Here is a 12,279-nt window from a genome sequence, read left to right on the forward strand (position 1 = left end):
AGATCGCTGATTCACTCATCCCCGAGGCGAGATAGCCCAACACGTCGGACACCGTGATCCGCAGCCCGCGAACGCAGGGCTTTCCCCCGCGCTTCCCGGGCTGGATCGTGATCCGATCGTGGTAGTTCAAGATTCACACTGTACCGGGCACTCCAACCTCGACGAGCGGCAGTCCCGTCCGTTGCACGCGCGGGTTGAGCGGCCCACGCACCTTCACGACCCACCCCGGTCTCGTAGAAGCGGAAACAGATCCTCGATGCGATCAATGATTGCGTCCGCTTGTCGCGCCCGTGCTTCCACTTCTTCTTTGTCCACGCCCTGCTCGGCGCGGAAGCCGCGCATGAAGATCGTCAGACCGAAACCCGCTGCGCGGGCGGCGACAAGTTCGCCGGAGTCGCCGTCACCAACGAAGACCGCCGCGTTGGCTGGTACGCCCAGTTGATCGAGGACGTGCCGGTAGGCTTCGGCTTCGGGCTTCGCGTGACCGCTGTGACATGAAAAGCTGGTGGCAGTGAAGTGCCGGGCCAACGGCGAGCCTGGCCACATCCGGATTTCGCGCTCGTGTGCGTTCGAAAGAAGCCCCAGCCGAAGTCCACCGGCCGCAAGCGCACTAAGTGTCTCAGTCACCTCAACCCGCGGAGATGAAAGGGCGCGATCGAATGGATGCCAAACCGCGTCGAAGCGCGCAAGATCATCGTCCGTCACATCTCGACCTACATGCGCGAAGAACTCGGCGAGGCAATCCGACAACAATCGCGGCTGCCGGATCCGAACTGGAGCACTTGTCTCCCAGTACTCGCGGAAGAGGACGGGATCAAGACCAAGCGCGCTGGGAATCGCGCGAACGGAGTGAAAGCCGGGCTCCGCATGATCCAATGGACTGATAAGCGTGAACCAGAGATCGAAGACAACCGCGAGAGGTTCCTCCGTGGATGGCGCCATCATTCGCATTCAATCATTGTGCCAATCCCCGGCGAAAGTAAAGGAGCGGAAACAGCCCGTTGGACGCGGGCCCCTTCGGTTGGTCGAGCCGCCACCCTTCGCGCTCGTAGAAACGGCGCGCGCGTGCTTGTGGCTCCAGCATGCGCAGCCAGATGGAATCGTGACCCGCGATGCGCGCCAGATCCGCCGCTCTTTCCACCAGAGCTTGGGCAGCACCTGAACCCCACGCGGCTGGAACCACGTACAACATGTGGATCCAGGGAAGTCGGCCGGCCGTCTTCGGATCGGCCTCGACCTGCATAACTCCGACGATGCGATCTTCTTGCTCGGCGACCAATACGACACCCTCATCCGCCGAGTGGATTGCCCGGCGCCAGTCGAATTCAAAACGTTGAGCCGCTTGGATCTCCAGTTCCTCGGGGGGAAGGAGTCCCTGGTAACCGGCACGCCACGACTCAATGTAGACGGATCGGATCTCATCGGAGTCTGAAACCTCCGCTGAGCGAACGCTTGTCTTCACGGCGCATCACAGCGGTTGGGGTCGAACTGGATCTTCATGAGCGGCCACCGCGCTCGGGCTTCGGCGTCCGGCCAGACTGGATCCGCCTCTGTCTGAACTCCTCGAATTCTTCTAAGAGTTGCCTCCTGGCGCAGCTCTGCTTCAGGAAGAATACGGACGCGGGAGGTCACTTCTGACGTCGGATACGGCCGATCACGTCATCGATGTCGTCGCCCTGATCCAGATCCGAGCGGTACAACTCGAGACGGCGATCAAGCTCGACCCGCTGCGCGTCCGTCAGCGGAAGCAGATCCGGGGCGGCGCGCAAACTATCCCAGATGTCTTCAGCAAGCCGTAGGCGCTCATCGACGGGCAGCCTCATGATCTCGTCGACCGGAATCGCGTTCATGGATCTATCTTTCCCCCTCGCCTCGTTGAACGCAACCGCTGAAAGCACCGGCCAATCGAGGTCGTGCTCGATGGGGGCATTAGCCGCCACGCCCAAGCTCCTTCAGGTTGGCAGCGATGGGGGCGTCGAGCTTCGCGGCCTCGGCCTGCTGCTCGCGCAGCGTCGCGGTGAGCCGCTTCATCGCTTCCTCCGCTTCGGCGCCAGTTCCGCCTCGATCTCTTCCACCGACGGCAGGCTGCCCTTCAGCTCTTTCGGCAGTTTCTCGACCAGGGTGGTCTCCCAACCGGCAACGCCGATGGGCTTGCGCAGATCGCGCAAGGCGTACTCGACGATGAACCGGTCCTTCGCGCGGCACAGCAGCAGCCCGATCGTCGGCTTGTCGTCCTGGTGGCGCAGCAGGTCGTCCACCGCCGACAGGTACATGTTCAACTGTCCCGTAAAGCCCGGGTCGAAGGGCACCGCCTTCAACTCGATGACGACGTAGCAGCGAAGCTTCAGGTGATAGAAGAGCAGATCGAGGTAGTAGTCACGGCTCGCGAACTCGAGGTGGACCTGGCGGCCGACGAAGGCGAAACCGCTGCCGAGCTCCAGCAGAAATCGCTGGATGTGATCGACCAGCGACTGTTCGACCTCACGCTCGCGGCGAGGGTCGGCAGTGCCGAGAAAGTCGAAGAGATACGGGTCCTTGAAGGCCTGCGCTGCCAGGTCGGAATCGACGGGCGGCAGCGTGGCCTTGAAGTTGGTGAGGGCCTTGCCGGCTCGCGCATGGGCACGGCCGTCGATCTGGAGCGAGAGAATGTTGTGGGACCAGCCCTGCTCCGCGCTCTGGCGGGCGTACCAGAGACGTTCCTCCGGTGTCCGGCACTTCTCCATCAGAGCGATGTGGTGATACCAAGGGACTTGTGCAAGAGCCTCTTGCACAATTTCCCGGTCGGGCCACGCCGCTGCGAACGCCCGCATGTACTTGAGGTTGCGCGGTGAGAATCCCCTCATGTCCGGGAACGCCCCGCGCAAGTCCGCCGCCAGTCGGTCGATGACCTTCGCGCCCCAGCCTTCGCTTTCCTGTCGGTCGAGGATCACGCGGCCGATGTCCCAATACAGGAGAACCATCGCCGCGTTGGCGGCCAAGACGACGCGCAGCCGTTCTTCCCGTATGCGCCGCTTGATCTCCCCGAGCGTCTTCGCGTACCCGCGCGGCAGCCCGGCGCGCGGCGGCGCCGCGGGAAACGAGGCCCCACCCGGGTGAGTGCGTCCGCGCGAGACACGCCCAGCCGCCCCGACTGCAAGCGGCTTCGCTGGCTTCTTGCTATGAGCCATACCCAAGCTCCTTCAGGCTGGCGGCGATGGCGGAACCGAGCTTCGCGGCCTCGGCCTGCTGCTCGCGCAGCGTCGCCGTGAGCCGCTTCATCTTCTCGTCGAACGGCTCGTCGTCGTCCTCGGCAGCCTCGGCGCCGACGTAGCGACCGGGCGTGCCATCTTCATCCCCTCCTGCCGGGACAACCGTCGCCCCTATGGCGCGGCCTCGCTGCTTTCTGCACGGCGCCCCGTCATCCAGCGCACATGCGGAGCGCAATGAGGCCCATTCAAGGCAGGATAGCGCGCGCCACCGACATTTCAGGCGCGCGCCAGCGTGTCGACGGGCTCGGCCCGCCACACATGACAGTTATGGCAACTTGCGGAACGGAACTGCTACCAGTTGCCGGTTTCTAGGTATTCGTTGATCGCGCGCGCGGCGTCGCGGCCGGCGCCCATGGCCAGGATCACCGTGGCGGCACCCAGCACAATGTCGCCGCCGGCGAAGACGCCTTTGACGGAGGTCTTGCCGGTTTCGCCTTGCGCGACGATCTTGCCGCGGTTGGTCTCCAGGCCCGGCGTGGTGCGCGGCACCAAGGGGTTGGGGCCGTTGCCGATGGCGACCACGACGGTGTCGGCGGCGTACAGGTGCTCGCTTCCGGGAACCTCGACGGGCTTGCGTCGGCCGTCGGGGCCGGGTTCGCCAAGTTCCATCTTCAAGCACTCGACGCCGGTGACTCGCCCGCGCTCGTCGCCGAGGTAGCGCAGTGGGTTGGTGAGCATGGTGAAGACCACGCCCTCTTCCTCCGCGTGGTGGATCTCCTCGGCGCGCGCCGGCATCTCGTCGGCCGAACGGCGGTAGATCAACCGCACTTCGTCGGCGCCCAAACGCAGCGCGCAGCGTGCGGCGTCCATGGCGACGTTGCCGCCGCCGACCACCGCGACACGCTTGCCGCGCACGACCGGCGTGTCGTTGTTCGGGAAGTCGTAGGCGCCCATCAGGTTCACGCGCGTGAGGTACTCGTTGGCCGAGTACACGCCGCCGAGGTTCTCGCCGGGGATGTCCATGAAGTAGGGCAGTCCTGCGCCGGCGCCGACGAAGATCGAGTCGAACTCCTCCAGCAGCTCGTCCACCGTGCGCGTGAGGCCGACGACGAAGTTGCAGATGATCTCGACGCCCATGCGCTGCAGGCCCTCGATCTCGGCGGCAACGATTGCCTTGGGCAGACGGAACTCGGGGATGCCGTACACGAGCACGCCGCCGGGCTTGTGGAGGGCTTCAAAGATGACGACTTTGTGGCCGGCGCGCGCCAGGTCGGCGGCACACGCGAGGCCCGCGGGACCGCTGCCGACGATCGCGACGCTCTTGCCTGTCGGGTCGGCGATGACCGGCGCGGGAGCGTTGCCTTGCGCGCGTTCCCAGTCGGCGACGTAGCGCTCCAGGCGCCCGATCGCGACCGGGCCCTTGGTGGCCTTGCCGCGTCCAACCTTGCACACAGCCTCGCACTGCTCTTCCTGCGGACACACGCGACCGCACACGGCGGGCAACAGCGTGGACTCACGAAGGATCGCCGCAGCACCGGCGAGGTCGCCGGCCTCGACCTTGTGTACGAAGCCGGGGATGTCGATCCCAACCGGGCAGCCGCTGATGCAGTCGGGCTTGGTGCAATAGATGCAGCGGTAAGCCTCGGCGAGAGCCTGCTCGATCTCGAGTCCGAGCGCGACTTCCTGGAAGTTGCGCGCGCGCGCGGACGGATCCTGGCACGGCATCTCTTGACGCACGGTCGCGTAGCGCTGCTTGAGGTCCTTCGGCGCGCGCTCCTTTTCGGTCTTCTCGCTCATCACGCGCGCACCCCCTCGGACGCACACGCGTGGAAGTGCTGCAACGACTCGGCTTCTTCTTCCTTGTAGAGAGCCTGGCGTCTTGTCATCTCGTCGAAGTCCACCTCGTGGCCGTCGAACTCGGGACCGTCCACACACACGAAGCGCGCATGGCCGCCGACTGTAACTCGGCACCCGCCGCACATCCCGGTGCCGTCCACCATCACGGGGTTCAGGCTGACCGCGGTCGGGATGTTCAGTTCCTTGGTGGTGAGCGACACGAACTTCATCATCGGGACCGGTCCGATCGCGACCACCTGATCGATCGTGCCGTACTCAGCGACCAGGTCGCGGATCGCGTCGGTCGCGAGGCCCTTCTTTCCTTCCGAGCCGTCGTCGGTGTAGACGCGCACCTCGTCGGATGCCGCGGCCATCTCGTCGCGGAAGAACAGCAAGTCCGATGTGCGCGCGCACAGCACCGAGATCACGCGCGCGCCGGCCGCCTTGTAGGCCTGCGCGATGGGGTGCACCGGAGCGATCCCGATACCGCCGCCGACGCACACGACCGTGGTGAGGTTCTCGATGTGGGTCGGAGATCCGAGCGGCCCGGCCACGTCGGCGATCACGTCGCCCTCTTTCAGCGCCGCGAGGCGCGCGGTGCTGGTGCCGACCTCCTGCACGACCAGGGTGATGCTGCCTTGGGCGGGATCGGCGTCGGCGATCGTGAGCGGGATCCGCTCCCCGCCTTCGGCGACGCGGATGATCACAAACTGGCCCGCCTTGCGCGACGCCGCCACGTTGGGAGCATGCACGCGGTACAGCGTGACCTTCGGCGCGAGGTCGCGCCGTTCGAGAATCCGATGGGCATCCTTAAAGATCTGCATGGTTGACTAGGCTCCTGCACCGCCTTCGCGGTGTTTATGGGTCCCTCGATGGTATCGTCCGGCCCTCCCGCGCGCTTTTCGGCCCAGGTGTGCGATACCACCGTGACAGCAGGTAATTCCTACCGTCATGGGCCGAAAGGCCTTGCATGGAAAGGCCTCCCGCGCGCCCCGACCGGCGAAGCGAAGGTGCGGTGAAGGCAGTCGTACACCTTCGAGGACCGACGCCTATTTGTGTCGTGTCTATTTTCTTGCCACTAGCGACACAACTTGCAGTAACATCAGCCCATGGCCGCCGATGGGCGAAGGGGACGAAGGAGCCGGGAAGACATCCACGCCCAGCTCACCACCGGCGTCGAGGAACTCCGACACCGCCTCGGTGGACTGCCATCCCCGATTGAAGCCGAGGACATCTGGGGCGACATCTGGTTCCAGGAGGCTCACAACTCCACGGCGATCGAGGGGAACACACTCGTTCTCCGAGAGGTCGAGATCTTGCTACGGGAGGGCAAGACCGTCGGCAGCAAGCAGCTCGCCGAGTACATGGAAGTCCACGGATACGCGGACGCAGCGAAGTGGGTATACGGACAGGGCCTTTCGTCAGGCGGATGGACCTCCGGCGAACTAATCACCCTTACCGAGGTTCGCTATGTGCACGAGTTGGCGATGACGAAGGTCTGGGGTGTCGCTCCCCACCCCGACGCCGATCCCAACGAAGGTCCGGGTTCCTTCCGCCGGCACAACATCCGCCCATTTCCTGGGGGCATGCAGCCACCCGACTGGCCGGAAGTGCAGGCGCTCATGACCGACTGGGTTGCCCGCGCATGCAACCTGCGAGACTTCCAGGGGCCGCACCTCGAGGCGCTCGCCGCGACGCACGCGGAGTTCGAACAGATCCATCCGTTCCTGGACGGCAACGGCCGTACGGGCCGGCTCCTGTTGAACCTCATCCTCATCCGGATGGGATACCCCCCCGCGATCATCCGAAAGTCAGAGCGGGCTCGGTATCTCCGGGCCCTGCGCGCCGCCGACGGCGGCGACCCTGGTCCGCTCGGCGAGTTCATGGCTCGTGCAGTTCTCGACACGCTGATGCGCTTCATAGTGCCCGCGGTAGCGGGACCGGCGAGGCTCGTGCCCCTTGCCGCGCTCGCCGATCGCGAAACCACCGTCCGCGCGCTTCGGGCGGCGGCCGAGCGCGGGCGCCTGCGCGCGCAGCGGGATGACAAAGGCCAGTGGAGAAGCACACGCAACTGGGTAAGCGAGTACAGAGCCAGTCGCTACAGACGCGATCGGTGATCGGCCCGGAGGAACTGCCAACGACCTTCTTTCCCGCACCAACCACGCCGCAGAGTCGGGTGGAGTTTGTTCTCAGAGCGCGGTCTGCTCCAGGACTTGCTCGAGTTGGGCGACGACGTTCTCCCAGCGCAAGTGCTCTACCGACGCGCGCGCGCCTGCACGGTCGGACGGCAACGAAAGCGCGCGCACCGCGGCGTGGGCTACCCCGACGGGATCGGTGGGATCGGGGATGAGCGCGCCGTTGACGCCATCAGTCACGGCTGCGGCCGCTCCGGCGCGCGCGCTGACGGCAACCGGGGTCCCGCACGCGAGCGACTCGGCGATGGGCAGCCCCCAGGGGTCGAAGCGTGTCGGGAAGATGAGCGCGTCGGCAGCGGAGTAAGCCGCGCGCAGATCCGGAACGAAACCGACCGCGCGCACCTCGCGACCCAATCGATGGGCGACGGCGAGCGCACGCACGTCACCGGCCGGCGCGCGCCCGGCGACTACAAGCCGAGCGTCGGGAACGCGCTCACGGATGACACGGAAGGACTCGAACAGCGTTCCCAGCCCCTTGCGGCGCATCTCGGTAGCGACGGTGAAAAGCAGCGGAGAGTCACCGACCTCCCACGCGGCGCGCATCGTCTCGCGCCCCTTGGGATCGAACGAAAACTCCTCCAGATTCACGCCGTCGGGAAGCACGCGCACCTTGTCGACGACCGCGGGATAGTAAAAGCGGATCTCGTCGGCCGCCCAATCGCCGGCGGCAAGCACGGCGCTGGGGATGCCGCGCCCGAGCACATGGCGATCCGAGGCCAGGATGATGTGGTGGTGTGGGTTCAGCCGGCGGCGCAATCCGTCGAAGGTGGTCACCGGCCACTCACGATTGGCCACCTCCCACCAGGAACGGTGCGCGCCGGGCAGACGCACGACACACGGACGCGACAGAACCGAACCGAACGAGACGATGTTGTCCAGGTCTACGCGAGCCACCGCGCGCGCGGCAGCAAAAGGAAAGGTGGCCGCGCGCAGAGCAATCTGCGAGCGCAATCCGCCGACGCGCACGAAACGAACGGCGCGGTCCTCGTCCTGGACTTCCCAGGTCTGAGCGAAAACAACGACCTCGTGGCCGCGCGCGACCAGCCCGCGGGCGTACTCGACGGCGACGCGCTCAAGCCCTCCCCGGCGGTTGTATGCGGAGATCACGATTCCGAGTCTCAACGCTCCCCCTCGGCCAGCGCGACAACGAGATCTTCGACCTCGCGCACGTAGCGCGAGATGTCGAACCGCTCGGCGGCGCGCGCGCGCGCCGCCGCCACCATCGTAGCCGCGAACTCCGGCGCGTCTAGATACCGAATCACGGCATCCGCGATCGCGGCGGAATCCCCCACCGGGACCAGCAGACCGTGGACACCGTCGTCGATGATCTCGGGCACTCCACCGGCGTCGGTCGCCACCACCGGGACTCCGGCGGCCATCGCCTCGACGTTGGTAAGCCCAAACGGCTCCCCAAAGGACGCGAGCACGAAGACATCCAGGCCCGCCAGCAACTCGGACACGTCGGCACGATGGCCCAGGAACCGGACGCGCTCGGCGATTCCGAGGTTGCGCACGAGCAACTCCAGGCGCGCGGGGTAGTCGGCGCTGAAGCCTCCGATGGCGCCGCCGATCACGAAGAAGCGCGCGCGCGGATGCTGCTCCAGAACGCGCGGCGCGGCTTCGAGGAAGACGTGCTGGCCTTTCCAGGGCTGCAGGCGGCCGACGATTCCGATCGCTTGTTCGCCGGGATCAAGTCCGAGAGCGGCGCGCGCCTTCTCGCGCGACGCCGCGCGGTACGGCTCCAACGGAATCCCGGGAAGGATCACCTTCGACCGCGCGTGGCGCTTTGCCGAAGCGGCCGAAGAACACACGACCAGATCGGCGCGCAGCGATGCGGGCAAGCGGTTGTCGATCCACCAGCGTTTCTCACCGCGCGCCGGACGAATCCCGTGGTCCCACCACACCGCGGGCTTTCGCGCGAGGCGCGCGGCCGGCGTTCCGTAGTAATGGCCCTTGACTTGCCAGGACAGCACAACGTCGTGGGCGCGCGCCAGGCGCGCAAGGCGCCACACCGTGAGCGCCCACATCCAGAAATAGCGAAGACGCTGCGCGCGCAGACGAACCACGCGCGCGCGCGCAGCAACGAGATCGTCGGTGAACTCGCCGTCGGCAAGACATGCCACGGTCGTGACGACGCGAGACTCGTCCGAGCGCCCCAAGAACTCGAGCAACAACTCCTCGGCCCCTCCGCGAACCGGCGACGGGTTGACGAGGAGCAGCCGGACGGGGCGGCGGCCGTTCAGGGTTCCGGATGTAGGAGGCCGCCGGCCGGCGGGTCGATGGGCATCTCGTCCAGCGCACTGCGCACGTTGAACGCGAAGATCTGCAGGAGCTGCACGTCCCCGGAGTCCACCTCGCGGCGGCCCTCGGTGTACGCGCCGACGATCACTCCGACGCTTTGATCGTCGCGAACGATCGGAGCAACCGCGTAGCTCGTGATTCCCTTGTAGATCGCCAGCCACTGCGGCGAGCGCCCGTTCGCCAGGGGAACCGCCACCGCGTGACGAGTGCGAAACGCCTCACACTCGAACAGGTCGGCTTCGATGTCCAGTTCGGCGTCCTCCGAGGCCGCTGCGAACGGCGCGCGCAACCGCAGCTTCCCGCCCTCGGCCATGAACAACATGGCGCGATCGAATCCGATCGTGCGGCGCACCTGATCGGGAATCATGCGGATGCGACGCTCGACCGACGGCTGCGCGGCGAGCTGCTGGCGGACGTAGTAGATGCGCCGGACCCGCTCTTGCACTTCGTCGCCGATCCCGGAGGTGGCGAGGTCCTCGTCGGCGCGCGCGCGCTCGGCGAGCGCGTTGGTGATCACGTGGGCAAGCAGCAAGTGCACGTCTTCGATGTGCTGGTAAGAGGTCGACTGGATGTGCAGCACGTGCCGGGCGATCGCTCCGGCCGTACCCCCGTCGAATCCGACGAACGCGATCGTCTCGCAGCCGCGCTCGTGAGCGGTCGCAATGGCGTTCACGATGTTCTCGCTCATGCCCGATGCGGTGAAGCCGATAACGATGTCGCCGGGACGAGCGAAGTTCACGAGTTGTTCACCGAAGATGTTCGTGTAGTGCGTGTCGTTCGCCCACGCGGTCACGAGCGACATGTTGTCGCACAAGTTGAGCGCTCGCATCCGGCGACGCCCCGGAACGATCGCGGTCTTGTTCAGGTCGCAGGTGAAGTGCATCGAAGTCGCCGCTCCACCGCCGTTGCCCATCAGGAAGATCTGTCGGTCGTGTTTGTACGCGGTGTAGATCACGTCGATGATCTGCTCGAGCTTCGGCGGATCGATGTTGCGAAGGATCGCTTCGACGCTAGACAAATAGGCCATGATGAAGTTGCGCGTCGTCATTTCCGGGTCACCTCCGCGCGGCCCCGCGCGCGCCGTCCAATTGCTTCCTGCGCAAGTATCCAGATCGCCGCGTCGACCAGATCATCGGCCACGAAGTCCGGCGCGCGCCGGCCCCAGGAACGATCACGAATCGTTTCGGCTCCCCGTCCTGTGCGCACCAAGATGGTCCGGCATCCGGCCGCCGCGCCCGCGCGAAGATCCGTGCCGGTGTCGCCGACCAAGAACGAAGCTTCCAGGTCCACTCCGCGCTCCGCAGCCGCCGCGCGAAGGAGTCCGGGCTTGGGCTTGCGGCACTCGCATTTGTCGTCGGGGTGATGAGGACACACCAGGATCGCCTCGATGCGAGCACCCGACCCTTCGACGACATCCAGCATCCGCTCATGGATGTCGTCCAGCGTCCGGCGCGTCATCATCGCCCGCCCGATCGCGGACTGGTTGGTTACAACGAACACGCGGCGCTTGGCGCGCGTCAGCGACGCGAGAGCCTCGACGGAACCGGGAATGAAAACAAACTCCGACCACGACTTGACGTGGTCGGGCCGGTTCTCGCAGATGACACCGTCACGATCGAGGAAGATCGCGGGCTCTTTACGGTCCTGCGCGGTCATGTTCGGCTCCAACCGTCGCGGCGAGCGCGGCTCCCTCCCAATCGATCCGCATCCGCCGCTCCCGCCATCCTTGCGTGGCGAGCATCCGGCGAACGTCTTGCTGCTGCCCCTCCGGACAATACAGCACGAGCGTCCCGGTGAGGCCGGCCCCGGCAAGCTTGCCGCCGGTCGCACCCGCCGAGCGCGCCAGGCCGTACACGCGAGCAATCTCGGGTGTACTCACCTGCGAATTGAGGTGCTGCTTTGCCTCCCAGGCCCGGTGCAACATCGCTCCCACATCATCGACGTCGCCCCGCTCGAGCACTTCACACATCTCGTAGGCCATGTCCTTCAAGCGATGCAGCGCATCGACGGTGTCGGGGTCCGACGCCGAGCGCCGGGCCTGCTCCTGCAGCGGAGACACGCTGGAGCGGCGCGCGCCGTTGTGGAACAGCATGATGCCGGACTCCAGCGCCGCGACGACCTCGGGGCGGATCTTCAGGGGAGTCACATCCACCGAACCGTCGCGGAAGAACTCGATCAGGTTGAGACCGCCGAATGCCGACGCGTACTGGTCCTGCTTGCCGCACGAACGGCGCAGCACATCCATCTCGATACGCGCAGCCGTATCGGCGATCTCCGCGCGCTCCAACTCATCGCCGACGAATTGTGCCGCCGCGTATACCAACGCCACGCAGACGGCACCGGATGACGCCAGGCCCGCTCCGGCCGGTACCTCGCTGGATGCGGCAAGCCGTCCGCGCTCGATACCGAAGTGCCACGCGACCGCCTTTTGGTACAGCAAGAAATCCTCGGCCAGAATCGGAGGGCGCATCCGCCGGGCGAACGATGCGGCCGACACGAGTTCACGGCTCCCGTTGTCCAGGCTCACAAGCTCTAGGTCGGCGGCGCGGGGAGATGCGTGTCCGTAGGCATACGAGTCGATCGCGAATGACACCACTGCACCGCCGTGGCGCTCGTAGTACGCGGGCAAGTCCGTTCCGCCCCCAGCCAGCGACACCCGGCCCGGCGCGCGCCCGACGACGATCGACATGCTGCTCCTCCTCCATCGGACGAGCCGGAGCGCGTCCGGCGAACATCTTCACTATCGGTAACGATCAGGA

Annotated in this window: 13 protein-coding genes and 1 pseudogene; 1 reads left to right on the forward strand and 13 read right to left on the reverse strand. The window is 66.1% G+C overall.

The features are described from left to right. The 8 genes and pseudogenes from WDA27_08590 to WDA27_08625 all read right to left on the reverse strand — a co-directional run. A partial coding sequence (locus tag WDA27_08590; GenBank protein MFA5890991.1) for a DUF433 domain-containing protein occupies positions 1–130 on the reverse strand: 130 nt, incomplete at its 3' end. A gap of 83 nt (positions 131–213) precedes the next feature. Continuing rightward, the gene (locus WDA27_08595) at positions 214–945 is read right to left on the reverse strand and encodes an HAD-IA family hydrolase (GenBank protein ID MFA5890992.1); all 732 of its coding nucleotides are present in this window, start codon (positions 943–945) and stop codon (positions 214–216) included. A 10-nt stretch (positions 946–955) separates the two neighbouring features. Next, complete coding sequence (locus WDA27_08600; protein MFA5890993.1) at positions 956–1,462, reverse strand: GNAT family N-acetyltransferase; 507 nt, start codon at positions 1,460–1,462, stop codon at positions 956–958. Between the two features lie 166 nt (positions 1,463–1,628). Then, entirely contained in the window at positions 1,629–1,850 is a 222-nt protein-coding gene (locus tag WDA27_08605; GenBank protein ID MFA5890994.1) for an addiction module protein, read from the reverse strand. Between the two features lie 177 nt (positions 1,851–2,027). Beyond that, positions 2,028–3,167, reverse strand: coding sequence for a PDDEXK nuclease domain-containing protein (locus WDA27_08610; protein ID MFA5890995.1), 1,140 nt, complete (start codon positions 3,165–3,167; stop codon positions 2,028–2,030). Continuing rightward, positions 3,157–3,321, reverse strand: a pseudogene (locus WDA27_08615) (SAM-dependent DNA methyltransferase). Before WDA27_08615 ends, WDA27_08610 begins: the two are co-directional and overlap by 11 nt. Before the next feature lie 218 nt (positions 3,322–3,539). After that, a complete protein-coding gene (gltA, locus tag WDA27_08620; GenBank protein ID MFA5890996.1) occupies positions 3,540–4,913 on the reverse strand; it encodes an NADPH-dependent glutamate synthase in 1,374 nt (457 codons plus the stop codon). 71 nt (positions 4,914–4,984) lie between these two features. Then, a complete protein-coding gene (locus tag WDA27_08625; protein ID MFA5890997.1) occupies positions 4,985–5,848 on the reverse strand; it encodes a sulfide/dihydroorotate dehydrogenase-like FAD/NAD-binding protein in 864 nt (287 codons plus the stop codon). A 285-nt stretch (positions 5,849–6,133) separates the two neighbouring features. On the opposite strand from WDA27_08625, the gene WDA27_08630 reads away from it, so the two are divergent. Then, entirely contained in the window at positions 6,134–7,141 is a 1,008-nt protein-coding gene (locus WDA27_08630) for a Fic family protein (protein ID MFA5890998.1), read from the forward strand. A gap of 72 nt (positions 7,142–7,213) precedes the next feature. Here the strand turns inward: WDA27_08630 and WDA27_08635 are convergent, their stop codons facing one another. Genes WDA27_08635 through WDA27_08655 form a run of 5 tightly spaced genes read right to left on the reverse strand, consistent with a single transcriptional unit; the run spans position 7,214 to position 12,209 of the window. Next, positions 7,214–8,341, reverse strand: a complete 1,128-nt coding sequence (locus WDA27_08635) for a glycosyltransferase family 4 protein (GenBank protein MFA5890999.1) — start codon at positions 8,339–8,341, stop codon at positions 7,214–7,216. Continuing rightward, positions 8,338–9,462, reverse strand: coding sequence for a glycosyltransferase (locus tag WDA27_08640; GenBank protein MFA5891000.1), 1,125 nt, complete (start codon positions 9,460–9,462; stop codon positions 8,338–8,340). Before WDA27_08640 ends, WDA27_08635 begins: the two co-directional genes overlap by 4 nt. Then, complete coding sequence (locus WDA27_08645; GenBank protein MFA5891001.1) at positions 9,459–10,568, reverse strand: SIS domain-containing protein; 1,110 nt, start codon at positions 10,566–10,568, stop codon at positions 9,459–9,461. Before WDA27_08645 ends, WDA27_08640 begins: the two co-directional genes overlap by 4 nt. Next, positions 10,565–11,176 (reverse strand): D-glycero-beta-D-manno-heptose 1,7-bisphosphate 7-phosphatase, encoded by a 612-nt coding sequence (gmhB, locus tag WDA27_08650; GenBank protein ID MFA5891002.1) that lies wholly within the window; start codon positions 11,174–11,176, stop codon positions 10,565–10,567. The genes WDA27_08645 and gmhB overlap by 4 nt, the downstream gene beginning before the upstream one ends. Further along, a complete protein-coding gene (locus WDA27_08655; GenBank protein MFA5891003.1) occupies positions 11,157–12,209 on the reverse strand; it encodes a hypothetical protein in 1,053 nt (350 codons plus the stop codon). The genes gmhB and WDA27_08655 overlap by 20 nt, the downstream gene beginning before the upstream one ends. Positions 12,210–12,279: the final 70 nt, after the last annotated feature.

The sequence above is a fragment of the Actinomycetota bacterium genome (assembly GCA_041658565.1).
Classification (GTDB): domain Bacteria; phylum Actinomycetota; class AC-67; order AC-67; family AC-67; genus JBAZZY01.

Excerpts from the sequence above, each read along its gene's own strand:
- WDA27_08605 (MFA5890994.1), bottom strand. The coding sequence starts at position 1,850 with ATGAACGCGATTCCGGTCGACGAGATCATGAGGCTGCCCGTCGATGAG.
- WDA27_08630 (MFA5890998.1), top strand. The coding sequence starts at position 6,134 with ATGGCCGCCGATGGGCGAAGGGGACGAAGGAGCCGGGAAGACATCCAC.
- WDA27_08655 (MFA5891003.1), bottom strand. The coding sequence starts at position 12,209 with ATGTCGATCGTCGTCGGGCGCGCGCCGGGCCGGGTGTCGCTGGCTGGG.
- WDA27_08610 (MFA5890995.1), bottom strand. The coding sequence starts at position 3,167 with ATGGCTCATAGCAAGAAGCCAGCGAAGCCGCTTGCAGTCGGGGCGGCT.
- WDA27_08645 (MFA5891001.1), bottom strand. The coding sequence starts at position 10,568 with ATGACGACGCGCAACTTCATCATGGCCTATTTGTCTAGCGTCGAAGCG.
- WDA27_08595 (MFA5890992.1), bottom strand. The coding sequence starts at position 945 with ATGATGGCGCCATCCACGGAGGAACCTCTCGCGGTTGTCTTCGATCTC.
- WDA27_08625 (MFA5890997.1), bottom strand. The coding sequence starts at position 5,848 with ATGCAGATCTTTAAGGATGCCCATCGGATTCTCGAACGGCGCGACCTC.
- gltA (MFA5890996.1), bottom strand. The coding sequence starts at position 4,913 with ATGCCGTGCCAGGATCCGTCCGCGCGCGCGCGCAACTTCCAGGAAGTC.
- gmhB (MFA5891002.1), bottom strand. The coding sequence starts at position 11,176 with ATGACCGCGCAGGACCGTAAAGAGCCCGCGATCTTCCTCGATCGTGAC.